The 22,484-nt window shown below is 55.5% G+C and carries 24 protein-coding genes; 19 read left to right on the top strand and 5 right to left on the bottom strand.

Annotated features, from left to right (window positions below):
* The first annotated feature begins 163 nt into the window (after positions 1 to 163).
* From VI01_RS23050 to VI01_RS23035, 4 genes are read left to right on the top strand one after another with little or no spacing between them, the layout of a single operon-like run.
* Positions 164 to 1,690, top strand: coding sequence for an ABC transporter substrate-binding protein (locus tag VI01_RS23050; RefSeq protein ID WP_045816784.1), 1,527 nt, complete (start codon positions 164 to 166; stop codon positions 1,688 to 1,690).
* Positions 1,690 to 2,625 (top strand): ABC transporter permease, encoded by a 936-nt coding sequence (locus VI01_RS23045; protein WP_045816783.1) that lies wholly within the window; start codon positions 1,690 to 1,692, stop codon positions 2,623 to 2,625. Before VI01_RS23050 ends, VI01_RS23045 begins: the two co-directional genes overlap by 1 nt.
* On the top strand, positions 2,622 to 3,404 hold the full coding sequence (locus VI01_RS23040; protein WP_045816782.1) for an ABC transporter permease: 783 nt from the start codon (positions 2,622 to 2,624) through the stop codon (positions 3,402 to 3,404). Before VI01_RS23045 ends, VI01_RS23040 begins: the two co-directional genes overlap by 4 nt.
* Positions 3,401 to 4,801: an ABC transporter ATP-binding protein gene (locus VI01_RS23035; protein WP_045816781.1), complete on the top strand. Its 1,401-nt coding sequence runs from the start codon at positions 3,401 to 3,403 to the stop codon at positions 4,799 to 4,801. The genes VI01_RS23040 and VI01_RS23035 overlap by 4 nt, the downstream gene beginning before the upstream one ends.
* Here the strand turns inward: VI01_RS23035 and VI01_RS23030 are convergent.
* Together VI01_RS23030 and VI01_RS23025 are read right to left on the bottom strand one after the other, a co-directional pair.
* Complete coding sequence (locus VI01_RS23030) at positions 4,798 to 5,319, bottom strand: GNAT family N-acetyltransferase (RefSeq protein ID WP_045816798.1); 522 nt, start codon at positions 5,317 to 5,319, stop codon at positions 4,798 to 4,800. The genes VI01_RS23035 and VI01_RS23030 overlap by 4 nt on opposite strands.
* Before the next feature lie 133 nt (positions 5,320 to 5,452).
* Complete coding sequence (locus VI01_RS23025) at positions 5,453 to 6,001, bottom strand: helix-turn-helix domain-containing protein (protein ID WP_045816780.1); 549 nt, start codon at positions 5,999 to 6,001, stop codon at positions 5,453 to 5,455.
* 102 nt (positions 6,002 to 6,103) lie between these two features.
* On the opposite strand from VI01_RS23025, the gene VI01_RS23020 reads away from it, so the two are divergent.
* The 12 genes from VI01_RS23020 to VI01_RS22965 all read left to right on the top strand — a co-directional run bounded on the left by VI01_RS23020 (position 6,104) and on the right by VI01_RS22965 (position 17,042).
* Positions 6,104 to 6,775: an AzlC family ABC transporter permease gene (locus VI01_RS23020; protein ID WP_045816779.1), complete on the top strand. Its 672-nt coding sequence runs from the start codon at positions 6,104 to 6,106 to the stop codon at positions 6,773 to 6,775.
* Complete coding sequence (locus VI01_RS23015) at positions 6,768 to 7,088, top strand: AzlD domain-containing protein (protein ID WP_045816778.1); 321 nt, start codon at positions 6,768 to 6,770, stop codon at positions 7,086 to 7,088. Before VI01_RS23020 ends, VI01_RS23015 begins: the two co-directional genes overlap by 8 nt.
* 74 nt (positions 7,089 to 7,162) lie before the next feature.
* Positions 7,163 to 7,633 carry a GNAT family N-acetyltransferase gene (locus VI01_RS23010; RefSeq protein WP_045816777.1) on the top strand — a complete coding sequence of 157 codons (471 nt, stop codon included), beginning with the start codon at positions 7,163 to 7,165 and terminating at the stop codon, positions 7,631 to 7,633.
* A gap of 34 nt (positions 7,634 to 7,667) precedes the next feature.
* Positions 7,668 to 8,636: a magnesium/cobalt transporter CorA gene (corA, locus tag VI01_RS23005; protein WP_045816797.1), complete on the top strand. Its 969-nt coding sequence runs from the start codon at positions 7,668 to 7,670 to the stop codon at positions 8,634 to 8,636.
* A 308-nt stretch (positions 8,637 to 8,944) separates the two neighbouring features.
* On the top strand, positions 8,945 to 10,369 hold the full coding sequence (locus VI01_RS23000; RefSeq protein WP_231638582.1) for an amidase: 1,425 nt from the start codon (positions 8,945 to 8,947) through the stop codon (positions 10,367 to 10,369).
* A 65-nt stretch (positions 10,370 to 10,434) separates the two neighbouring features.
* Positions 10,435 to 11,232, top strand: coding sequence for a DeoR/GlpR family DNA-binding transcription regulator (locus VI01_RS22995; protein WP_045816776.1), 798 nt, complete (start codon positions 10,435 to 10,437; stop codon positions 11,230 to 11,232).
* Positions 11,171 to 12,454, top strand: coding sequence for a Zn-dependent hydrolase (locus VI01_RS22990; RefSeq protein ID WP_045816775.1), 1,284 nt, complete (start codon positions 11,171 to 11,173; stop codon positions 12,452 to 12,454). The genes VI01_RS22995 and VI01_RS22990 overlap by 62 nt, the downstream gene beginning before the upstream one ends.
* Positions 12,448 to 13,383 (top strand): phosphotransferase, encoded by a 936-nt coding sequence (locus tag VI01_RS22985; RefSeq protein ID WP_045816774.1) that lies wholly within the window; start codon positions 12,448 to 12,450, stop codon positions 13,381 to 13,383. Before VI01_RS22990 ends, VI01_RS22985 begins: the two co-directional genes overlap by 7 nt.
* Positions 13,380 to 14,318 (top strand): choline kinase family protein, encoded by a 939-nt coding sequence (locus tag VI01_RS22980; protein ID WP_045816773.1) that lies wholly within the window; start codon positions 13,380 to 13,382, stop codon positions 14,316 to 14,318. The genes VI01_RS22985 and VI01_RS22980 overlap by 4 nt, the downstream gene beginning before the upstream one ends.
* A 172-nt stretch (positions 14,319 to 14,490) precedes the next feature.
* On the top strand, positions 14,491 to 14,760 hold the full coding sequence (locus VI01_RS22975) for a hypothetical protein (RefSeq protein ID WP_034822302.1): 270 nt from the start codon (positions 14,491 to 14,493) through the stop codon (positions 14,758 to 14,760).
* Entirely contained in the window at positions 14,757 to 16,283 is a 1,527-nt protein-coding gene (locus VI01_RS22970; RefSeq protein WP_045816772.1) for a sodium:solute symporter, read from the top strand. The genes VI01_RS22975 and VI01_RS22970 overlap by 4 nt, the downstream gene beginning before the upstream one ends.
* Before the next feature lie 63 nt (positions 16,284 to 16,346).
* Entirely contained in the window at positions 16,347 to 17,042 is a 696-nt protein-coding gene (locus tag VI01_RS22965; RefSeq protein WP_045816771.1) for a DJ-1/PfpI family protein, read from the top strand.
* Positions 17,043 to 17,162: 120 nt separating this feature from the next.
* Here the strand turns inward: VI01_RS22965 and VI01_RS22960 are convergent, their stop codons facing one another.
* Positions 17,163 to 17,894 carry an SDR family oxidoreductase gene (locus tag VI01_RS22960; protein WP_045816770.1) on the bottom strand — a complete coding sequence of 244 codons (732 nt, stop codon included), beginning with the start codon at positions 17,892 to 17,894 and terminating at the stop codon, positions 17,163 to 17,165.
* A gap of 160 nt (positions 17,895 to 18,054) precedes the next feature.
* Here VI01_RS22960 and VI01_RS22955 point away from each other — a divergent pair, with 160 nt between their 5' ends.
* Positions 18,055 to 18,987: an AraC family transcriptional regulator gene (locus VI01_RS22955; protein WP_045816769.1), complete on the top strand. Its 933-nt coding sequence runs from the start codon at positions 18,055 to 18,057 to the stop codon at positions 18,985 to 18,987.
* A gap of 1 nt (position 18,988) precedes the next feature.
* On the opposite strand, the gene VI01_RS25855 is transcribed toward VI01_RS22955, so the two are convergent.
* Together VI01_RS25855 and VI01_RS22950 are read right to left on the bottom strand one after the other, a co-directional pair.
* Positions 18,989 to 19,120, bottom strand: coding sequence for a hypothetical protein (locus VI01_RS25855; protein ID WP_255353489.1), 132 nt, complete (start codon positions 19,118 to 19,120; stop codon positions 18,989 to 18,991).
* A gap of 192 nt (positions 19,121 to 19,312) precedes the next feature.
* Complete coding sequence (locus VI01_RS22950) at positions 19,313 to 20,017, bottom strand: SDR family oxidoreductase (protein WP_045816768.1); 705 nt, start codon at positions 20,015 to 20,017, stop codon at positions 19,313 to 19,315.
* A 106-nt stretch (positions 20,018 to 20,123) separates the two neighbouring features.
* Between VI01_RS22950 and VI01_RS22945 the strand changes: the two genes are divergently transcribed.
* The gene (locus VI01_RS22945; RefSeq protein WP_045816767.1) at positions 20,124 to 21,011 is read left to right on the top strand and encodes a LysR substrate-binding domain-containing protein; all 888 of its coding nucleotides are present in this window, start codon (positions 20,124 to 20,126) and stop codon (positions 21,009 to 21,011) included.
* A 275-nt stretch (positions 21,012 to 21,286) separates the two neighbouring features.
* Positions 21,287 to 22,474: a M20 family metallopeptidase gene (locus tag VI01_RS22940; protein ID WP_082082107.1), complete on the top strand. Its 1,188-nt coding sequence runs from the start codon at positions 21,287 to 21,289 to the stop codon at positions 22,472 to 22,474.
* Positions 22,475 to 22,484 lie beyond the last annotated feature (10 nt).

Here is a 22,484-nt window from a genome sequence, read left to right as displayed (position 1 = left end):
CGGTTTCAGCATAACCCAGTCACGCCCGAGCATGCAGCGCCAATTTGTCATAAACACCCCCGCAACCGTTTATCCCTGCAGGCGATCTGTGTTTAAATGTGTATTGTTATGTTATAACGTAATTTCTCTGGGTTTTTTGTAGCGGTATTTTTCGGAAACTATAATGAAATCAATGAAAAAAATGCTGATCGCCACGGCGCTCGGCCTGGCTTCGTGCGCCTCATTCGCGGCGCAGCATCAGGAAAACACGGTGCGCATTGCCGCTCCGTTTGAAATTAAAGGAGCCGATCCGGCGCTTTCTGGCGACATTCTCCTGCGTATGGATGTGGTGGAAACGCTGGTGGAAGTGAACGAACGCGGTGAGCCCATCCCAGCATTAGCTAAAAGTTGGCAGGTATCGGAAGACGGTTTGCGCTGGCAATTACAGCTGCGCGAGAACGTGCATTTTCATGATGGTTCGCGACTCGATGCGGAAGCGGTGGTGAAATCACTTAATACGGCACGCAGTAAAGCGGGATTATTGGACAAGACACCGATCAGTGAGATCAGAGGGGCAGGGCAAGTGGTGACCATCACACTGCGCGAGCCTTTCACCCCGTTGCTTTCCGTTCTGGCGGAAAGCCGCTCCCAAATTTTGGCGTTATCCAGTTGGGATGCACAGGGCAACATCACACGCATCATCGGCTCTGGACCGTTTATGCTGACGGCATTTCAACCGCCGCAGTCGTTAGCGGTGCAACGTTTTGAAGAGTACTGGGGAGAGAAACCGCATATCGCCGCTGCCAGTTATCTCTCTTCTGGCCGGGCAGAAACCCGCGCGCTATTAGCAGAAAGCGGTGATGCGGATTATGTGTTCAATCTTGATGCGGCCAGCCGTCAGCGTCTGGCACGCAAGCCGACGCTGCAGCTTCCCGCCATTCCAGTGCCGCGCACGCTCATGCTGAAGCTTAATCTGGGGGATCCCCTGTTAGCGGAACAGCCGGTGCGCGAAGCGATTAGCATGGCCATTGATCGCAATGCGTTGGCGATGGCGGTGTTGCGTTATCCAGGTGCTGCCAGCCAGTTGTTCCCGCCAAACATGGGCGAATGGCATAACGCGACGCTGCAACCATTGGCCTATCAGCCCGATTTGGCCGTTACCCTGCTGCAAAAAGCCGGCTGGCAATCAGGATCAGACGGAGTGCTAACGCGCAACGGCCAGCGTTTCAGCCTGACACTGCTGACCTTCCCGGATCGCCCGGAACTGCCGTTGATGGCAATGGTTATCCAGCAACAGCTGCGCAAAGTCGGTATTGAAGTGAAGATCAACTCAACTAATGCCAGCGAAATTCCCGCCCAGCATCACAGCGGGAAATTACAAATGGCGCTGTTCTCACGTAATTTCGCCCTGACACCCGATCCTACCGGCACCTTGCTGCAAGATTATGCCGAGAAAGGTGGCGACTGGGGGGCGATGAACTGGCATCCGACAGGATTCAGTGGCGCACTGCATACCCTGACGCAATCCACCGATGCTTCCGCGCGTGCCAAAGCTCGAACGCTCATCACTTCGGCGCTGCAACAGGATCTCCCGGTGATTCCCATCGCCTGGTATCAACAATCTGCAGCGATCAACAGTCAGTTGCAAAACGTCGCGCTCGATCCGTTTGAGCGTCACTTCGGCCTGCGCCAACTGCGTTGGGAGCCGTGATGATGAGACAATTATGCTGGCGTCTAATGCAGGCGTTTTTTGTGGTGCTCGCAGTGGGCTTACTCACCTGGTTTCTGGTGCGGTCATTGCCCGGTGACATGGCGTGGCGCATTGCCAGCGGTCGCTACGGCTATGACCGGGTTGATGCCGATGCTGTCGCACGCGTGCAGCAGGAGTTAAGCGGGGCTGCTGAGCAAGGCAGTGCGTTACTGCACTGGTTGTTGGACCTGCTGCAATTTAACTTTGGCCGTTCACTGGTCTCCGGCGAACCGGTGATGGATGAACTGCGCTGGCAACTGAGTCAGACGCTGGCGTTAGCCGGGGTATCTTTGCTGCTGGCGCTGGCTATCACACTGCCGTTGGGTATCTGGGCCGGTTGCCACGCCAATGGCAAACTGGATCGTCTGCTGTTTTGGCTGTCATCATTGCTTAAGTCGGTGCCGCATTTTGCGCTGGGTATGCTGCTGGTTGTGCTGTTCGCGCTGCAACTCGACTGGCTGCCGAGTGCGGGACACGGTGAATTACGGCATTTCCTGTTACCGGCGATGACGCTGGCCTTGTCGCTGAGCGCGGTGGGCGTACGCGTGGTGCGTGAAGCCACCTGGCAGGTGGTGAATGCGGGCTATTACCAGTGGGGGGCGCAAAAAGGTCTGGCGCCCGCCATCTTGCTGCAACGTCACGGTCTACGTAACCTCGGCACCCCGGTACTCACCTGGTTTGGCATGCAGTTTGTCTGGCTGGTGGAAGGCGTGGTGGTGGTGGAAACGTTGTTTGCCTGGCCGGGCATTGGTCATGCATTAGTTCATGCCATCTTTGCCCGCGATGTGCCGGTGATTCAGGCCAGTGCGATGACGCTCGGCCTGCTGTTTGTCCTGCTGAATATGCTGGTAGATGCAGGTTGTCATCTGCTTGATCCGCGAGGGACGCGCGCATGAAATTGACTTCACGCCACGTCGGTGGGTTGTTGCTGGCTCTACTGCTGAGCTACGCCTTTTTGCTGCCTCTGTTCCATCATGGTGATCCTCTGCAACAAGAACTGCTCAACATGTTAAAGCCTCCCAGCCAGGCCAATTTACTAGGTTTCGATCACCTGGGGCGTGACATGCTACCGCGCCTGAGTGCGGCGTTGCGCCTGTCACTGGGCCTGGCAGCGCTGTGCGTGATCAGTGCAATGCTGGTCGGAGTGCTGGCAGGTGTACTTAGCGCGCTCTATGGCGGTGTGATCGACCGTGTAGTCAGTATGCTGGGGGAGATGTGCCTGGCGCTGCCAGGGCTACTGCTGGTGTTGTTACTCGCCGCAATTGCACCTGACTCGCCGCAGATGTTGTGGTTAGGGATCTCATTGGTGCTTTGGGTGGAATTCTTCCGCGTCACGCGTGCCACCTTGCGTCCTATTGTGCATTCGCCGGGCATGCAGGCCGCCAGCATGCTGGGTTTCAACCCAATCTATCGTTTTCGTCGTCATCTGTGGCCAGCCCTCGCACCGGTACTGCTCACGCTTGCGCTGTTCTCGTTCAGCAACGCCATTATGGCGGTATCGGCGCTTGGATTTATCAGCGTGGGAGTCCGTCCACCCACACCGGAGCTAGGCTTGATGATGACCGAGCTGCTGCCCTTTGCCTGGGAAGCCCCGTGGTTGCTGCTGCAGCCTGTCGTCACCCTGTTTTTATTGCTGATTAGCCTCAACCTGATGATGAAAAAGGAGCGTGTATGAAAGGATTACAGGCCATCGGCATCACGATAACAACGGCGGATGCCACGCTGGTGGAACCCGTCGATTTTCAGCTGCAACCTGGCCAGCCGCTCACCTTATTGGGTGAGACAGGCTCAGGAAAAAGCCTGTTGGCGCAAGCGGTGATGGGAATCTTGCCGGAGGCCTTGCAGGCTAGCGGAACTTTAATCATCAACGGTCAACGTTATCAGTTACCGCAGGATCGTGATGCGTTATGCAGCTTATGGGGAAGCACCCTGGCCTCCCTGCCACAAGAACCCTGGCTGGCGCTCGATCCCACCATGGCGATTCAGCAGCAGGTCGCGGAAGGTTATCGCTATATCCGAGGACATTCAGCGCCGCGTAGTGTGGCAGCTGCGCAGGATGACCTCACACAATTAGGGTTACAGGCTGCGGCACAGAAATTCCCGTGGCAATTATCCGGCGGCATGGCACAGCGCGCGGCATTTGCCGCCGCGCGCGCAGGCGGTGCAGAAATCCTGATAGCAGATGAACCGACCAAGGGGTTGGATGCCTCCCGACGCGATGACGTTTCTGCATTGCTGCGTCGTGAAGTGGCGGAAGGTGGGACGTTGCTGACCATCACTCACGATATCGCGCTAGCACGTCAGCTGGGCGGAAATGTCATCGTCATGCACAAAGGCAAAGTGATCGAGCAAGGCCAAGCACAGCTAGTGCTGCACACCCCGCAGCAGGGTTATACCCGCGAATTGCTGGCCGCCGATCCCGCTGCCTGGCCGCAACGGCAAACCACGGTGATCCGCAGCAAACCCGTGGTGAGTGCGCAGGGTATAAAACTGCAGCGCGGCGGAAATACGTTGGGCGTGCCAGAAAACTTCGTCCTGCATGCTGGGGAAATGGTCGGTTTACATGGTGCCAGCGGCAGTGGGAAAAGCAGCTTTGGCGACGTATTGCTGGGGTTACTCACACCGCAACAGGGCAGCATCACACGTCATGTTGCGGCGAGCGCGTTGAAGTATCAGAAGATCTATCAGGATCCTTCGGCGCTGTTTCCCGCCACACGCAAGCTGTCACAAAGCCTGGAGGATGTGCTGCGCCGTCATCGCATTGAACGGTCAAAACGCGACAGGCTAATGGAGCAATTGGCTTTAGATCCTTCATTGCTCACGCGCTGCCCGGATTCGCTCTCGGGCGGCGAATTACAGCGCTTTTCTCTGCTACGCGTCATGCTGCTTGAACCGGTTTTCCTGTTCGCTGATGAGCCGACATCGCGACTCGATCCGCTGGTACAGCAGCAAACCCTGCAACTGATCACCCAGATGGCGCGTCAGCAGCAGTGTGGCGTGCTGCTGGTGAGTCACGATCGCGAACTGCTGGAGAAAGGGACAGATCGCGTGATCGCGATGCAGGCGGCTTAACGCTCTGGCGGCTGGCTATCACCGACACCCAGTGAGCGCTGCATCACGACGGTGTCGAGCCAGCGGCCATGTTTGAAGCCCACCGATTTCATCACACCGGTGTGCTCGAAGCCGAGCGCCCGGTGTAAACCCAGCGATCCCTGATTAGCGCTATCCCCGACGATGGCGATAATCTGACGGAAACCAGCTGCTTCTGCCAGCGCAATCGCTTTTTGCAATAACGCCCGCCCTACGCCACGTCCGGTTTGCTCGCGGTCGAGATAAATCGAATCCTCCAGCGTAAAACGATAGGCATAGCGCGGTCGATAAGGCGCCAGATAACAGTAACCCAGCACCTGTTCATCCTCCTGCGCCACCAGCCAGAAGCCACCGCGCTGCTGGACATCCTTGATACGGTTTAGCATTTCACTTTCGCTGGGAGGCTCTGTCTCAAAGGTGGCGGTGCCGTGTAACACATGCCAGGCATAGATTTTTTGAATGGCGGCGGCGTGATGCGGTCGGGCGGGAATAATATCCATATGTTCCTGATAATCGGCTAGCGAAAAACACAGCATGCCACTGCGCTGCGTGGCGATCATCGGGTTTTATCAGAGGAAATTATTATGGGTAACGGCTCCCCGCCCGAGTGGGCGAGGGTATACGGGACCGTCGCTAGTTTTGCTCGGAAAGCTGCACCGCCATGGTATTCGCTTCCAGCGCTTCGAAGATGTGCGGTTCGTCGGCCGGATAGCAGATGTAGTCACCGGGATGCAACTCAACGGGCGCATCAGTCGGGCCGACTAATGCGCGACCCTGAGCAATGATAATGTGCTCTACGGAACCCGGTGGATGCGGATGCGAGGCGCGCGGTGCGCCTGGCTGGCTGGTGATCAGGTAGAGATCGCGGCGTCCCCCCGGCGGGCAGCTGGCCAGAAGTGCTGCCTGATAATCCGCTAATTCAGCCGACACCATCATGCCCTCGCCGCGACGGGTCACTTGTAAACGCTTCACTTCCGGTTCCATCAAACGGGCGAAAGGAATATTCAGCGTCACGCACAATGACCATAGCGTCTCAATGCTGGGATTGCCGTTGCCCGCTTCCAACTGGGATAGCGTGGATTTCGCGATACCGGCGCGACGAGCGACTTCGGTTAACGAGAGTCCGGCACGCTGACGTTCACGCACTAATCCAGCAGAGATAAGATCGATAGGCGGCGTCACAATTACTCCTGTTCTTTATATCGAACGTTTTGTTCATCTTGTAAAACACTCAGGGTGCGTTCATTATAACGGCTTTCCTGTTCGATATGAGATCAAATTGTGATGCGTCTGGGTGCAGTTCCGCTTGATCGCGGCGTATTAAAAGCGATTTTTCTGGTATGTCTGGCCGACGGTATTGTTGGACTCTCTTACGGTTCGCTGGCAGCGGCAGATGGTTTTCCGCTGTGGGTGCCGATCGCGCTCTCCACGATGGTGTTGGCAGGCGCATCTGAATTTCTCTTTATCGGTATTGTAGCTGGGGGTGGGAGCCCGCTTACGGCAGCGGCGGCAGGTTTGCTGGTCAATGCGCGTCACTTACCGTTTGGTATTGCGGTGAAAGATCTGGTCGGGCAGGGCGGACGCAGTTTGCTGGGTTGCCATATCATGAATGATGAAAGCGTGGTGTTTGGCATTTCGCAAAAGACGCACTCTCAGCGACGTGCCGCATATTGGGTATGTGGTTTGGGCATTTTTGCAATCTGGCCACTCAGCGTGGTGTGCGGCGCGTTTATCGGGCGCTTCATCCCCGATGTCTCAGCGATGGGTCTGGATGCGGTTTTTCCCGCTATTTTGATCGCACTGATCTTTCCCGCCTTGCGCCAACGTCGCACGCTTATTCCGGCCACGCTCGGCACCGCATTGTCAGTGCTCGCCACGCCGTTTGTTCCGGCGGGAATGCCGGTATTGTTCTCGTTACTGGGTTTACTTAGCTGGCGGGAGCGCAAAAATGCATAATAACCTCGTGATCGCCGGCATCGCGCTGCTGGCCGTTGGCACTTACGTGATGCGCTTTGCTGGCTACCGTTTGGGAAGTCGTATGCAGATGTCGGAGTCCGTGCGCAATATGCTCTCGGATGCTGCGACGGTGCTGTTGCTGGCGGTTGCCGTCACCACGGCATTATTTGAAGGGAGCCATTTTGCGGGTATCGCGCGGATAGCCGGTGTGTTATTTGCCGTGTTTCTCGCCTGGCGTCGTACGCCGCTGATTTTGGTGATAATTGGCGCGGCCGCAATGACCGCCTTGCTGCGTTATCTGGGCGTACCCTGAACCAAAAAGAACACACGCGCGGCAAGCGTTTTGCTACTGTGGGATATCCGTCATCATCGCACAGAGAAAAATCCATGACACCGCGCTTAGCTCATCCACATGAAGCAGCCGACTTGTGGCGCATCCGCAATCTCGCGATTCGCTATGGCTGCCAGTCAGTTTATCCGCCTGAAGTGATTGCTGCATGGACGCCTGACGCGTTGCCGTCAGGTTACTTTGAGGCGATCAAGGGTAATCCCTTCTTCGTGATTGACGATCCTGAACTGGGTGTCGCAGCCACGGGTTTTCTTGATCTCAAAAGCGGCAGCGTAGAAGCGATATTTACCCTGCCAGCGTGCAACGGCAAAGGCTATGCCAGCGCCATTATGATCGCGATTATCGCGGAAGCCCGCCAGCGCGGTTTCCGTCAACTGACCCTGGCCGCAACCCCCAATGCCAGCGGTTTTTATCTGCGGCATGGCTTTAGCACCGTGCGTGAGGCCTTGTATCCTTCCGCATTAGCCAAAGCCGATCTCCCCTGCGTCGAAATGATACTGACACTATGATTAAGTAAGTGAAAACAACATGGACAGCGCCAAAATGGTGATTAATTGCGTGGCCTATCGCCACGGAAAACGTGAAGAGCATGTCGATGTCGCCGACATTAGCGAAGTACTCAAAGACGAGAGTGCGTTTATCTGGCTGGGTTTGAATCAGCCTGAACCGGCTTTTATGCAGACGTTGCAGGAAGAGTTCGGCTTACATGAGTTAGCCATTGAGGATGCGCTGGTAGCCCATCAGCGCCCGAAGATTGAGCAGTACGGTGAATCGGTTTTTATCGTGGTGAAAACGGCACATCTTGATGATCAGCAGCGTATCAGCTTTGGTGAAACCCACTTTTTCCTTGGTAAAAACTTCCTGATCACCGTGCGTCACGGATCATCAGAAGGCTATGCGGCGATTCGCGCCAGAGCAGAAAAAAACCACACCATGTTGTGTCAGGGACCGGGTTACGCGTTTTACTGCATCCTCGACTTTATCGTCGACCACTACAGCAAAATCACCGAATCACTCAGTGAACGCATTGGTACGCTGGAAGAGGGCATGTTTACCACGCGCTTTGACAGTAAAACCCTCGAAGATGTCTATCATCTGCGGCGCGAACTGCTGGCGCTGCGTAATGCCGCGATGCCGGTGACTGAAATCTGCGCCCAGCTGGCGCGTTTTCACGAAGACATTATCCCGAAGAATTTGCGGGCCTACCTGCGTGACGTCCAGGATCATGCTCACCATGTGATGATCGATGCCGAAGACATGCGCGAAATGCTGACCAGTGCGATGCAGGTTAATCTGGCGCTGGTGTCGGTTCAGCAGAGTGAGGTGAATAAGAAGCTGGCTGGCTGGGGTGCGGTGCTGATCGTCCCGACCATTGTCTTCAGTATGTACGGCATGAACTTCTCTGATATGCCCGAACTAAAAACCCACTTCGGCTACCCTGCGGTGCTGGTTGTCACGTTGGCGATTTGTGGCGTGATGTGGTCACGACTGAAAAAAGCGGGCTGGTTGTAATCTTTTTATCAGATGACTTTATTATCACTGCGCTGGTGATAGCGGCGCAGTGAGTTGAGATTTCCTTTCCGCACATTTCCCCGAGCGAATTTCCAGCATCTGAGTCGCTGCGCGTGTTGTCACGCAAAACCTTCACCGAATTGCCATGGATTCGTCATCTTGCTGCTTTTTCCATCATCATCTTTTCCTATAATAACGGCAGATTAAATACAACATATCCCACATTAACCACATAACCCGGTCTTGCTTCATTCGCCAACAGTTGCCACTATCGCTTCATAGTGATGCCAGAAACACAGGGTGTAACAATGGCGAAAGACCCGGCTTTATCTCATTCAATGCCTGATGTCATTAATGCGGCGCAACAGATACGTTGCGGCGAGGTGAGCAGCGAAACGCTGGTGGGAAATTGCCTTAAGCAAATCAAAACCCACAATCCCACATTGAATGCCTTTGGCGATGTTTACGATGAGCAGGCGTTGGAAGAGGCTATAAGCTGCGACCGCGAACGTCAGTCAGGCAAGATTCGTGGCCCACTGCACGGTGTGCCGTTCGGCGTGAAAGATTTGTTCTCAACGGCAGGCTTGCGCACGACCAAAGGATCACTGACCTCACTGGATAACGTGCCAGAAAGTGACGCCCCCATTATTGAGCGACTGAAGGCGGCGGGAGCAATCATTGTCGGTAAAACCGCAACCACCGAGTTTGGCTGGACCGGATCAAGCTATTCACGGGTATTTGGCCATGGGCGCAATCCGTGGAACCCGGCGCTAACCAGTGGTGGATCCAGTTCGGGATCGGCAATCAGTGTTGCGGCGCGCATGGTGCCTGCGGCGCTGGGCTCTGACGGTGGTGGCTCGGTGCGTATTCCCGGTGCATTTTGCGGCATTTTCGCCCTTAAAGCCTCGCTGGGACGCATCCCGACCTGGCCGTGGTCTGCGACTGAAATGCTCAGCCATGCCGGACCGATGACGCGCACCGTTCGTGATAGCGCGCTGCTGTTTGATCTGCTTTCGGGACCGGATGCGCGCGACCACCAGGCGCTGCCAGCCAAAAGTGAATCCTGGCTGGCACGCTGCGACCAGCCGCTGCCTTCACTGCGTGTGCATTACAGTCCAACGCTGTTCAACACCCCGGTCGACGAGCAGATTGCGCGTTGCGTTGAACAGGCGGTAGAGCAGATTGCTCATTCTTTGCCAGTGACGCTAATGGCACGCCCGCTGGACTGGTCATCACCGTTCGATGCGTTTGACACCTTATGGAGCGGCGGGCGCGGTGTGGCTTATGGCGCCGCACTGCAGCAGCAGCTCGACCAGCTCGATCCGGGCTTTGCCGCGCTGATTGAACGCGCGCAAAGCCTGAATCTAGCCGACTACCTGGCGGCACAAAAACAGCGTGCGGCCTTTGCCGGACAGGTACACGCCTTGTTTGACAGCGTGGATTTACTGATCACGCCTACGCTGCCGGTTCTGCCGTTCGCGGCCGATCGCCATGTGCCGGAAAATCAGTCGCCGGGCGACAGCGGAGTAGAGTGGGCGCGCTGGACACCTTTCACCTGGCCATTCAATTTGAGTGGTAATCCGGCGGCGACGATTCCCTGTGGTTTTACCCCGCAGGGGTTGCCAGTGGGTTTGCAGGTGATTGGCCGACGTTATGCGGAAGGCGACGTCTTGCAGTTCTGTGCGGCGCTCGAAGCGCTGATGCCGTGGGATCAACATCAACCTTCTCTGTAGGGCGCGGCCTTGAGACCGCCCGAAAGGTATACTGCGGTTTTGGTCGATCAAAACAGAAGGTAAGCATGATTAATCAGCCACGACTGGATGAAATAAAACGGATTTTACACCACGAAAAGCGGGTACGCGTGACGGAGCTGGCGCAGAAATTCGTGGTATCAGAAGAGACGATTCGACGCGATCTTAAATATCTGGAAGAGCAAAGCGTATTACGGCGCGTGCACGGCGGTGCCATTTTACCGGTGCCCAGCGAAGAGCAGCCGTTACAGATCCGCAGCCGTATCAAGCCACGTGCTAAAGCGCGAATCGGTCAGCTGGCAAGCGAATTGGTGGAAGAGGGGATGGCGCTGTTTCTGGATACCGGCACCTCAACGCTGGCACTGGCGCAGCAGCTGACCCGCTTCTCACGTTTGAAGGTCGTCACTAACTCAATGGATATCGCCGCGCTGCTGACGCAGCAAAGCGACAACGCTGTCACGCTAACACCAGGGCGCGTTCGGCGAAATGATAACGCACTCATTGGCCCCCATACGCTGGAGTTCGCACGTCAATTCCACTACGACATTGCCTTTATGGGCATAGGTGCAGTGGATCGGGACAACGGTTTTATGGATTACGAAGAGCCTGAGGCGTTATTAAGGCGCGTGCTGAGCACGCACTGTCGCCAGAGTGTGATTCTGGCAGATGAAGGCAAATTTGGACTGCGAACCTTTGTGAACACGCTGCCGTTTAGCGCGGTCGACATCTTAGTGACCAATGCGCGACCTGCGGCAGCTTTTGTAGCGAGTCTGGAGAGTGCCCATGTCAACATCCTCCATCCCGGCAATGCCGCGGATGACACCGCAAGATTATCAGGCGTTTGATGCGCTGTTCGCCCTCAGCAGCAGCATCGGTGCGACACCCGCAGGCGGCTTACATCGCCTGACGGCGTCCGCTGCGGATAAGCAAATGCGCGATGCCTTTTGTACCTGGCTGACGCAACAGGGTTTTCACGTTCACGTGGATGAAATTGGCAATATCTTTGGCTTGATGACGCTTTGTGAAGGCGCGCCGTGGGTGCTGTGCGGTTCGCATCTGGATAGCCAACCGCAGGGAGGACGCTTCGATGGCGCCTACGGCGTCACCGGTGCAGCGGTGACCATTGCAACCTTGGCTCGCCAGCTGCGCGACCAGGCGCACACCGCGCAGCGTAATCTGGCGGTGGTGAACTGGACCAATGAGGAAGGGGCGCGCTTTCAACCCAGTCTGACCGGTAGTTCGGTGTTCACCGGCGCACTCTCGCTGGAGCAGGCGCTCGCATGCCGTGATGGCGAAGGCATCTCGCTGCAAACAGCGTTACAAAGTATTGGCTATTGCGGAACGGCGTTAGCGGATCTGCCGGTGGCGGCCTATTGCGAACTGCATGTTGAGCAAGGTCCACATCTTGAGTTGCAGCAGAAGCAGATTGGTGTGGTGACAGAAACCTGGGCGGCGCTGAAGTGGCAGGTGACGTTTCGCGGCGAGCAAAACCATACTGGCCCCGCCTTAATGGAGCGTCGGCGGGACGCGCTGTTGGCGGCCGCGCACACCATTGTGGCGGTGCGTGCCGAGGCCGAACGTTGTGGCGACGCGCTGCACAGCTCAGTGGGTCGCCTGGAAACTGCGCCTAATTCGCCAAATGTCGTGACTTCTGAGGCCACCTTATTTATAGAGTTTCGTTCTGCTGATGAAGCACTGTTGAGCCAATTGCGCGACAGCTTCAGCCAGCAAATGCAATCGATTGCGCAGTTAACCGCAACGGATGTCAGTCTCGACAGATCGCAGTATCGTCCACGGCAGCAGTTACATTCGGCACTCAGTGAACTGGCCTTAGCGCAGGCGGAAAACCTTGGGTTGAAGGCGATGCCGATGCGTTCGGTGGCCGGTCACGATGCGATAAGCATGAGCTATCACTGCCCAACTGCATTGCTGTTTGTGCCTAGCGTGGGCGGTCTCTCGCACAATGAACGTGAATTCACCGCCGTCGCCGACCTGCATCGCGGTCTCGATCTGCTGATGGCGCTGCTGAGTGAGCTATGCCTTAACGGGGAGGGTGCCCTATGTTGATACGTTTGCAGCAAGCGCTGGCGGATTGGCAGCCAACGCAATCCTTTGATATTCAGCCCGGTACCGCTGGCGTGGCGTCGCCGCATCGGCTGGCGACGGAATGGGCCGGATTTCGCTTGCAGTCGGCGGGCCAGGGTTATTACGCCAAGGTGCTGTTCGATGATCAGAAAGCCTTGATCGATTTCCAGCGCAGTGCCGAAATCAGCCGTCAGGCGGGCGAGTTGGGCATCGCGCCCGCGCTGTGCCACGCCGATCCGCACACTGGCGTACTGATCTTTGCGGCGCTGGATGACGGTTTCCGCTGGGCGCGACTGGATGCGTTACGCGATCCGCATCACTTTGCCAGCCTGACGCGCACGCTTGATAAACTGCACCACTCTGGTTTGCCACTGCCCTCACACAGTCGCCAACAGGATATGTTGCAGCTACGTCTGCAAGTGGAAACGCATGGTGTGCAATTGCCAGAGGAGCTGCAGTGGATGGGGGAATGTGTCGATCTGGCGTGGGAGGCCCTCAGCGCCGCATCGTTTACACCCGTGTTGATCCACGGCGATAACATTGCCAGCAACTGGATGGTCAACGCTCAGGGTGAATGGCGCTTACTGGACTTTGACTACGCTGCACGGGGCGATGCCTGGCACGATATCGCCACGCTCATCCACGAACAATTGCCTACCGACGACCGCTGGCGTGATGCTATTCGGGCGTGGCGCGGGGACTGCAGCGAGGCCGATGTGGCGCGTTGCCGCTTGTATGCGCTGGTTGATGACTATCACTGGACGCTATGGGGCATGCTGAACGGCGCCACCAGCTCGCGCGGTCTGGAGTTTGCCAAGCTTGGTCAGTGGATGCTGTTACGTTGCCGTCAAAGCCTGAGCGATCCCCGTTTTGAACGTTGGTTAAACCTGACTGCGGAGCAGGCAAAATGAGCAAATCTCTGGGTGAAGCACAAAGCTGGCAGGAACAGCGGGTCGAACAAGCCATCACGGCGATGCCGGAATGGCAGGGCAGGGCGGTGCAGTATCGTCCAGTGAGCGGCGGTATTTCTAACGCCAACTGGCATGTCGCAGTAGAAGGCGCGCCTTGTGCTTATTTCGTCAAAATTCCCGGCGAAGGCACCGAACGCTTTATCAATCGTGACACCGCACATGAAGCGAGCCTGAAAGCCGCGCAAACCGGCTACGGCGTGCCGGTGGTGGCGTATCTGCGCGATCTGGGTGTGGAAGTGTTTGAGTTCATTGATGGCTGGCGCGCATCGTCTAACCTCGATTTTCAGCAATCCGCGATTCGCCATCGTGCGTTACAGGGCTTGAAAAGCTTCAACGACCAGCCGTTGCTCAAGCAGAACAAAACCGTATTCGACATGCTAAACGAACACATTGAGCAGGTCAGTGCACTCAATGTCGCGTTCTCTGCCGATGCCGCCTGGTTGCACAAACAGGCACAGCGCGCGCAGCAGGCGTTAGAAGCAGCGGGAATAGATTTGGTGCCATGCATGAATGACACTTTGGCCGGTAATTTTATGCTTAACGCGCAGAATGATATTCGCCTGGTTGATTTTGAATATGCATCAAATAACGATCGCTGTTATGAGTTAGCGCTATGGTTTGGCGAAATGTTTTTCACTCCGAAAATTGAACAGGAATTACTGGAGGACTATTTCGGTAAAGTGGATGCTGCATTATTTGCTCGCGTGCAAGTCCATAAATACCTGGCCGATATGAAATGGTCAACCTGGGCCATTATTCAACATCATGTGGCTGATATCGATTTTGATTTTTCGAAATATGGTGCCTGGAAACATTTACGGGCGCGCAGCGTGCTAAATCATCCCGATTGGGAAAACTGGCTGCGCGCATTGTAAGTTCAACCCAGAGTCCTTAAGTCCTTGCTCGTCAGGTTATAACATTATCGGTCCGTTGTACCTTCGGGCAGCGCTTTTGCTTTTTATCGTTGAGGTTACACCAAAGGGGAAATGCTGATATTCAGCAGGTAAAGGAGTGCGCACACCGTCAAGTAATATTGAGGAGGTTATTATGAGTTCGATGGTCATGGCGCAGCAATTACGCGCCCGCATAAGTATTAAAAATAAAATATTTGCCCTATACCTGTTGGCATTATTGCTGCTGGCACTTTGTCCACCGCTTTATTTAAGCGTTAGCGGGAGTAGTGCATTATTGCTGGGAATACCTCTGCCGATCGTTTATTGGCTCGCGATTGCGGTATTCCTCGGTGTGGGATTATGGGTTATGTATCTGGCGGAATGCGCGTTTGGCGAAATTCCGGACGATGAGGAAGTCGCATGAAAATCAACGCAGCAGAACCCCATTATTTAATTACCTTTGGCATGATTGGGCTGTTTTTGGCAATCATGATTGCCGTGCTGTACGCCACCAATCGTAAAAGCACCTCCTTTTCCGATTACGCCGTCGGCGGCCGTTCTTATGGGCCGTGGTATATCGCCATGAGTTATACCAACTCGTGGTGGCCGGGGGCGACCTTCACCGCCTTCTTCTCACTGTCGGTGAGCGGGGTCATCGGCTTCTACGGCGCGGTGTACTCGACGCTCGGCGTGACGGCCATGTATCTGATGGCGCGCCGCGCGTGGAAATGGGGCCAGCACTTTAACCTGACCACGCAACCCGATCTGCTCGGCATGCGTTTTAATAGCCCGGCGGTAAAGCGTGTGGCGTCAATTATCGGCATCATCTGTGTATTTCCGTGGGTGGTGATGGGCATTCAGGCGTTGGCGTTGTTGGTTGAATTTGCCAGCTTTGGCCGTTGGGGTGTCACCACCTGCCTGATCGCTGGCGTATTGTTGATTTTGGTGCGTCAGTACTGGACCGTCAGCATGGGCATGCGCGGGTTGATCATGACGGATATGTATCAGGGCATCATCGCCTACGGTTTGGGCGCGCTGGTGTGCGTGGTGCTGCTGTTTGGTGGCGATCATGGTTTCGGCCAGCTGGCGACATTGCCGCCCGCAATGCTGCAGATTCCAGGCGCGGAAGGTTCGCACTATGGTCCCTGGTATATGTTTAGCCTGATCTTCACTGGCGTGATTGGGTCAATGTGCTGGCCAATGAGCTTCCAGCGTATTTATACCGCCAGCGGCATCCGTGCCGTGAAGAAAGGCACCCTGCTGACGATTCTGCTGGTGGGCGGTTTCTATGCCATTCTGATGCTGTTTGCTACGGCAGTCAGCCAGGATCCTAACGTACAGGCGAATCCACAAAATGGCTTCTTCACTGCGCTGTTTGATCAAGGCGGTCCGTGGTTGCTGGCACTGGCGCTGGTGATTGTTCTTGCTGCCAGTATTGGTCATGTTGATGGTTGCGTGCAGGTGTGCGGTACCCAGTTCGCCAACGATCTGGCGACCTGGAATAAACCGCGTAGCGATCGTCAACTAACGGTGCTGGCGAAGTCGGGCATGGTGGTGTTTATCGTGGCTGCGGCGCTGCTGGCATACTTCACCTTCAACTATTCCCGTTTACAGCTGCTGGCACAGATCTCTTATCAGGGGATCATTCAGCTGGCAGTGCCGCTGTTCTTTGGCATCTTTAGCCGTTTTGGAAACAAACAAGGCGCGCTGATGGGCATGATGACCGGGATTATCATCGCTATCGTGCTCACCGTGTTCTTCCCGGATGACATCCCGGCGCTCGGCTCGCTCACCAGCGGCATTGTTGGTCTGGCGGGTAACGTGGCAGTGTTTGTGGTGTGTGGTGTGCTGATCCCGGTTGACGACAAGGAGAAAGCCCGTGTCGAAGCGTTGTTCGCGCTGGCTGATGGCGTGAAAGCGCCGGTGGCAAAACCGCTGATGAACTAACCCGTTGCATTCCTTTTCGTATCAAGGCCATGATAACGCTCTGACCCCTAATCGGAGCCTATCATGGCCGTCTCTTCGCCGTTCAATATTGGTCTGCTGCTGTTCCCCGATCTCACCCAACTCGATCTCACCGGTCCGTGGGAAGTCTTTGCCCGCATGCCCGGTGTGAGTAACTTTCTTATCTGGAAAGACCGGCAACCGGTGATGTCCGACCGTGGTTTAGCCATCCTACCGACGACAACGTTTTCCGAGTGTCCGCCGCTCGATCTGATCTGCATTCCTGGCGGTCCGGGACAAATTGCGCTGATGGAGGATGAAGAGACGCTGGATTTTGTGCGGCAGAAGGCACAACAGGCGCAATGGGTGACCTCGGTTTGTACCGGTTCACTGGTGCTGGGGGCCGCCGGTTTGTTACAGGGATATCGTGCCACTTCGCATTGGGGATCGCTGGATCAGCTCAGCCTGTTGGGCGCAACGCCCGTGGCTGAACGCGTGGTGCGCGACCGTAATCGGATAACCGGTGCGGGAGTGACGTCAGGTATCGATTTTGCACTCACCGTGGCTGAGGAACTGTTTGGGCGCGACGTGGCGGAGAACATTCAACTGCAGATGGAATACGATCCCGCGCCACCGTTTCATGCGGGTTCACCACGCAGCGCCTCGCCGCAACGACTGACGCAGGCGCAAAATCAAATGCACGACTTTCTTGCTCGCCGCCGGATAGCGACAGAAGCGGCGGCTGCGAAACTTAAGCGCTAACGAGTGGCTCATTCACCCGTTGTAAACGCCGATTATCAAGGTGAAATTGATTATCGCTGCGGAGTTAATTCGCAGCGATTTCTGCGAATTTCAGCCTGAAATCGCCAGGGATATTTCCCCTCAATGTCCACTGGCAGTAGGGCGCACGGTGATTTCGTTAACGTCTACTTCGCCAGGCTGATCGATGGCCCAGCTTACCGCCCTGGCGATAGCATCAGGCTTGAGTGCAATCTGTCGATAACTTTTCATCCCCTCGCGCGCCACGCTATCGCTGATGCTATCCGCCAGTTCAGACTCCACCACACCGGGGTTGATTACCGTGACGCGCAGCTCACGCGATTCCTGGCGCAGACCATCGGAAATGGCGCGAACCGCATATTTGGTTGCGCAGTAAACAGCGGCGGTGGGGGAAACCGTCAGCGCACCCACGGAAGCGATATTAATAATGTGCCCCATGCGCTGTGCCTGCATGGTGGGCAGTACCGCAGCGATACCGTACAACACGCCGCGAACGTTGACATCCAGCATCAAATCCCACTCTTCAACTCTCATTGAACTCATAGGCGAAAGCGGCATGACGCCGGCGTTGTTGATCATCACATCAATGCGCCCGTATTTTTCCAGGGCGAAATCAGCCAACTTTTGGGTATCACCTCGTTGCGTCACATCGATTGCGAGAAAGTCGACGCTGGCACCTTCGCGGCGCAAGGCATCGCACAGGGTGGTCAGACGATCGCTACGGCGTGCACCGAGCACCAGTTTATGCCCTTGATGCGCCAGATGACGGGCGATGCCTTCACCAATCCCGCTGCTGGCACCGGTTAACAGGATAACTTTTTCGTTGAAGTTCATGATAGGTTCCTCGTGTAGTTGACGAGGTCATTGTTGAAAAAGTCAGTCAGACGTAACAGACCGAATTGTGGCGAATGTTTGCCTTATTCTCTCGCCGCCATTGTGCATGACAGAACGAAATGGCTATGCTTTGCCTGAACCTCTCTTTGGAACGCTATCTATGTCGAACACGGTAAAACAGCAAACCTGCCATCTGTTGCGCCAACTGGCGTGCCAGGAAGGCTATACCGAATCCTTACTGGAGAATGTGCGCTTTATGCGTGCTGATCAGCAGTGGGCGCGTACGCCGGTACTTTATGAGCCGAGCATTATCATTATTTGCCAGGGATCAAAACGCGCCTTTCTCGCCGATAAAATGTATCGCTACGATGCGCAGCATTATCTGGTGCTGTCAGTGCCGTTGCCCTTTTCCGCCGAGACCGAAGCGACCTCTGAAGAGCCGCTGCTGGGGATTGCGATTCGTCTGGATGCTACGATGGTCGCGCGTTTGGTCGCGCAACTTGCCGAAGTTGAAACAGCGGTCACAGTACCGCCGGCAGGGATCATCTCCACGCCGATTAATGAGGTGCTGGCCGAAAGTACGTTGCGATTGCTGGAAGCACTCAGCGATCCACTCGAGGCTAAAGTGCTGGGACCGGCGCGCGTAGAGGAGATCTGTTTCCGTATTTTGATGGGTGAGCAGGGCGGGGCGGTGCGCGCGGCGTTAACCTATCAAGGCCATTTTGGTCGTATTGCCCGTGCACTGCAGCGCATCCATGCCGACTGGCAGCAGCCACTGGATGTACCGCATCTGGCGAACGAAGCGGGGATGAGCGTGCCCCGTTTCCATCTGCATTTCAAAACAGTGACGCAGACGTCTCCGATTCAATATCTTAAATCGCTGCGTTTGCATCAGGCACGATTAATGATGATTCGCGATAATCTCACCGCAGCCGGTGCCGCCGCGCGTGTGGGTTATGAAAGCGACTCCCAGTTTAATCGCGAATTCAAACGGATGTTTGGCCGCAGTCCGGCGGAGGAAGCCAGAGTGATGAAAAGAGCATTTGAGCTGTTGCCACCTGCGCAATTAACCGGGCGACTGCAGGCGCACTGATTCAGCGAATTCCCATGACGGCGATGACCGCCACAATCCAAAACAGGGCACAGCCTGTCAGCATCCATTGCCAGATCTGATGGCGTTCAGGATTGAAAAGCGCATAAATTCGCGCACGTAAAATCGTTTGCATAGTCACCTCGGGTCAAAATGTTTAATCGGATATTGCGTGGCTGCGTTCAGAAATGTCTTGCAGCGGATAGGAACATTCTGACTATTTCTTAAGCAGCGATCGACGAGACCAGTCTTGTTTATGCGAGGGGAGAAGCGAGAGAGGTGCCCCAGCCGCGCAAAATGGGACTTTACGTGGCTGGAGGCGTCGATTTTATACGCTGTGGGTGACTCCCCCATCAACCCGGATATTCTGAGCAGTGATGTAAGCCGCACCGGGTGAGGCGAGAAACGCGATGGTGGCGGCGACTTCTTCTGCAGTGCCATAGCGTTTTAGTGGCACACTCTCACGACGCTCATCACTTTTCGGCAGACTGTCGATCCAGCCCGGTAACACGTTGTTGATGCGAATGTTATCCGCTGCGTAAGCATCAGCGAAAATTTTGGTGAATGAGGCGAGTCCGGCGCGGAAAACCGCTGAAGTCGGGAACATGTCGGTGGGTTCGAACGTCCAGGCCGAAGAGATATTGATAATGCTGCCGCCGCCCTGTTTCTGCATGATAGGCGTCACCAGACGTGCTGCGCGCACCACGTTCAGGAAATAAGTCTCCATGCCGCGCTGCCAGTCATCATCACTTAGTTCCAGTATCGGCGCACGCGGCCCATGTCCGGCGCTATTGACCAGCACATCAATGCGGCCCCAACGCGCCATTGTCGCCTCAACCAGTTTTTGTAAGTCATCCACTGACTGGTTGGATCCGGTGATACCTATTCCGCCTAAACGGTCAGCCAGCGCTTCCCCTTTGCCAGAGGAGGAAAGGATTGCAACGTTATAGCCTTCCGCCGCCAGTTTTTCTGCTGCTGCGGCACCCATGCCGCTGCCGCCAGCCACAATGACTGCGACTTTTTCTACTGTCATAATTCGTATCCTTATTAGTTTAGAAGTCGATTTATTGCAGTATAGGGACTAAATTTGGCTGCAGAGAGTCAGTCTGATTCGCAATTGACGATAGGAAAACTACAGGATGAGTCAGGGGTTCTCCACGCTACCGCCGCTTAATGCGTTGAAAGTCTTCGAAGCGGTAACGCGTCATCTCAATTTTCGCCTCGCTGCTGAAGAGCTTGGTGTCACTCAGGGCGCGGTGGCACAGCAAATTCGTGGACTGGAGAGCAGCCTGGGGCTGAAATTGTTCGAACGGCTGCCGCGGACTTTGGCGTTAACCGCAGCGGGTGCAGGTTATGCGGTGAGTGTCCGTCAGGCGTTTGAGTTGATCGATGAGGCCACACGTGCTTTGCGACCCGAACCGGACCGCTTGACCTTGAGTGTCACCCCGACTTTTGCCAGCCGCTGGATGCTGCCTCGCTTACCGGCCTTTACCGCCGCGTGGCCGGATATTGACCTTCGCGTACTGGCCTCAGAAAGATTGGTGCAGTTTCATCATGAAGGGGTTGATCTGGCGGTGCGTTATGGACGCCCTCCGTTTGGGGCAGGGCTGGATGCCACGCTGCTGTTCAGTCAAAGTGTATTGGCAGTGGTGAGTCCGGATTTATTGGCTGGGTTGGGCGATCCGCAGGATCGGGTTAGCTTTGAGCGCTATGTTTTGCTGCATGACGGGCACCATTTGTGGCCAGTGTTTCTCTCTTATCTTTTCCCGCACAACACGCTACGTCATCAGCATCATTTGCGTTTTAACCAGACTGCGCTGGCCTTAGAGGCAGCGATCAGCGGGCAAGGCATTGCGCTTACCAGTCCGCACTTTGTCGAAAACGATCTCGCACACGGTCGTCTGGTGCCCGCCTTTCCTCAGCAAATGAACGTTGATGCGGGCTGGTATCTGGTCTCTCCCCATCGTCCACGTGAACACACGAGCGTAAAGGCCGTGCGTGCGTGGTTGCTTGAACAGATAAATTAGCGGTAAAGGGCCGAAAATTGCTTCGTTTTTGTTCAATCACAAAATCAGTAAATCTGATGATCTTATGTGGATTATGAATGTTATAACTGACTGAAGATGCGAACCCGGGCTTTTATCCTGCAAACGCAGTGGATTAGCAAAATATCACGATATTTCAGCAAGTAACCATTAGCAATGCGCGTTGCAATCCTGCTATGGCTGTGAATAAATACGAGGTCAATCATCATAAAAATGCCATAAAGGCCAGGCGTCAGCCTGAAAAGATCAATGCCATCATGACCGACCTTAAAGATGTTTTAGCCAGGGACATCAGCGCCAAAAGCGAAAGCATGGAAGCGCACCTCATTGCCATCCGCCGTGATATTCACGCGCATCCCGAACTGGGGTTTGACACGATTCGTACCGCTCATATCGTCGAGCAGGAATTGCTGCGCCTTGGTCTTTCGCCACAAACAGGCGTCGGCAAAACCGGCGTGGTCGTGGACATTGTGGGCGAACAGCCGGGCAAAACCCTCCTGATCCGCGCCGATATGGACGCGCTGCCGATCCAGGAACAAACCGGATTACCTTTTAGCAGCACCTATCCCGGTAAGATGCATGCCTGCGGCCACGACATCCACACGGCGACGCTGCTTGGTGTGGCGGCGATTGTTGCGCAATATCGCGGCCAATTAAAAGGCACCGCGCGGCTGATCTTCCAGCCAGCAGAAGAGACGCCAGAGAGTGGCGCCGAGGCGATGATAGCTGATGGCGTGGCAGAGGGTGTAGATGTGGCGATCACCCTGCATAACAAGCCTGAGCTGGCGGCAGGTGAAATTGCCTTGACGCGCGGCGCCAGCACGGCTTCCAGCGACGAATTCGATGTCGTCGTCCACGGCAAATCCACTCATGCTGCGCGCCCGCATATGGGAACCGATCCGATTATTGCGGCGGCGAACCTCATCAGCCAACTGCAAACCATCATTTCACGTGAACTCGATCCGGCACATTCCGCCGTATTGACCATCGGCCATATTCACGGTGGCTCGACGCACAACATCATCTCCGATAGCTGCCTGATTCAGGGCACCGTGCGGGCGAAGTCACCTGAGTCACGCGCGCATATTGAGCACGCATTTAAACGTATCTGTGCCGGTGTGGCGCTGTCGCTGAATACACGCATTGATGTCAACTATCAGCGCGGCGTGCCCCCGTTAATGAATGATGATGCGCTGATTGATGCGCTCGAACCGATTTTGTCTCATCAGTTTGGTAAGCCGATTGTGGCGAAACCGAGTGCCAGTTTTGGCGCGGAGGACTTCTCCCTGTTTACTGAGCGAGCGCCGGGTTGCCAGATCCACATTGGATCCGGTGCGCCAGGACGCGACGACCATCTGCATAATTCGGATTACCAACCCGACGAACGCAGCATTCATGCAGGCACTCAGGCATTAGCCCGTTTAGCCATCGATTTACTCTCCTAAAATAATGAAC

Origin of the sequence: Pantoea sp. SM3, assembly GCF_000963995.1 — a bacterium.
GTDB lineage: Bacteria > Pseudomonadota > Gammaproteobacteria > Enterobacterales > Enterobacteriaceae > Pantoea > Pantoea rwandensis_B.
Note: the sequence above shows the minus strand (reverse complement) of the source record. Positions and strands in the feature narration are given on the sequence as shown.

Excerpts from the sequence above, each read along its gene's own strand:
- VI01_RS22980 (WP_045816773.1), top strand. The coding sequence starts at position 13,380 with ATGAGCAAATCTCTGGGTGAAGCACAAAGCTGGCAGGAACAGCGGGTC.
- VI01_RS22970 (WP_045816772.1), top strand. The coding sequence starts at position 14,757 with ATGAAAATCAACGCAGCAGAACCCCATTATTTAATTACCTTTGGCATG.
- VI01_RS23015 (WP_045816778.1), top strand. The coding sequence starts at position 6,768 with ATGCATAATAACCTCGTGATCGCCGGCATCGCGCTGCTGGCCGTTGGC.
- VI01_RS22995 (WP_045816776.1), top strand. The coding sequence starts at position 10,435 with ATGATTAATCAGCCACGACTGGATGAAATAAAACGGATTTTACACCAC.
- VI01_RS22940 (WP_082082107.1), top strand. The coding sequence starts at position 21,287 with ATGACCGACCTTAAAGATGTTTTAGCCAGGGACATCAGCGCCAAAAGC.
- VI01_RS22950 (WP_045816768.1), bottom strand. The coding sequence starts at position 20,017 with ATGACAGTAGAAAAAGTCGCAGTCATTGTGGCTGGCGGCAGCGGCATG.
- VI01_RS23045 (WP_045816783.1), top strand. The coding sequence starts at position 1,690 with ATGATGAGACAATTATGCTGGCGTCTAATGCAGGCGTTTTTTGTGGTG.
- VI01_RS23050 (WP_045816784.1), top strand. The coding sequence starts at position 164 with ATGAAATCAATGAAAAAAATGCTGATCGCCACGGCGCTCGGCCTGGCT.
- VI01_RS22985 (WP_045816774.1), top strand. The coding sequence starts at position 12,448 with ATGTTGATACGTTTGCAGCAAGCGCTGGCGGATTGGCAGCCAACGCAA.
- VI01_RS22955 (WP_045816769.1), top strand. The coding sequence starts at position 18,055 with ATGTCGAACACGGTAAAACAGCAAACCTGCCATCTGTTGCGCCAACTG.
- VI01_RS23000 (WP_231638582.1), top strand. The coding sequence starts at position 8,945 with ATGGCGAAAGACCCGGCTTTATCTCATTCAATGCCTGATGTCATTAAT.
- VI01_RS22960 (WP_045816770.1), bottom strand. The coding sequence starts at position 17,894 with ATGAACTTCAACGAAAAAGTTATCCTGTTAACCGGTGCCAGCAGCGGG.
- VI01_RS22990 (WP_045816775.1), top strand. The coding sequence starts at position 11,171 with ATGTCAACATCCTCCATCCCGGCAATGCCGCGGATGACACCGCAAGAT.
- VI01_RS25855 (WP_255353489.1), bottom strand. The coding sequence starts at position 19,120 with ATGCAAACGATTTTACGTGCGCGAATTTATGCGCTTTTCAATCCTGAA.
- VI01_RS23040 (WP_045816782.1), top strand. The coding sequence starts at position 2,622 with ATGAAATTGACTTCACGCCACGTCGGTGGGTTGTTGCTGGCTCTACTG.
- VI01_RS23010 (WP_045816777.1), top strand. The coding sequence starts at position 7,163 with ATGACACCGCGCTTAGCTCATCCACATGAAGCAGCCGACTTGTGGCGC.
- VI01_RS22965 (WP_045816771.1), top strand. The coding sequence starts at position 16,347 with ATGGCCGTCTCTTCGCCGTTCAATATTGGTCTGCTGCTGTTCCCCGAT.
- corA (WP_045816797.1), top strand. The coding sequence starts at position 7,668 with ATGGTGATTAATTGCGTGGCCTATCGCCACGGAAAACGTGAAGAGCAT.
- VI01_RS23030 (WP_045816798.1), bottom strand. The coding sequence starts at position 5,319 with ATGGATATTATTCCCGCCCGACCGCATCACGCCGCCGCCATTCAAAAA.
- VI01_RS23035 (WP_045816781.1), top strand. The coding sequence starts at position 3,401 with ATGAAAGGATTACAGGCCATCGGCATCACGATAACAACGGCGGATGCC.
- VI01_RS22945 (WP_045816767.1), top strand. The coding sequence starts at position 20,124 with ATGAGTCAGGGGTTCTCCACGCTACCGCCGCTTAATGCGTTGAAAGTC.
- VI01_RS23020 (WP_045816779.1), top strand. The coding sequence starts at position 6,104 with ATGCGTCTGGGTGCAGTTCCGCTTGATCGCGGCGTATTAAAAGCGATT.
- VI01_RS22975 (WP_034822302.1), top strand. The coding sequence starts at position 14,491 with ATGAGTTCGATGGTCATGGCGCAGCAATTACGCGCCCGCATAAGTATT.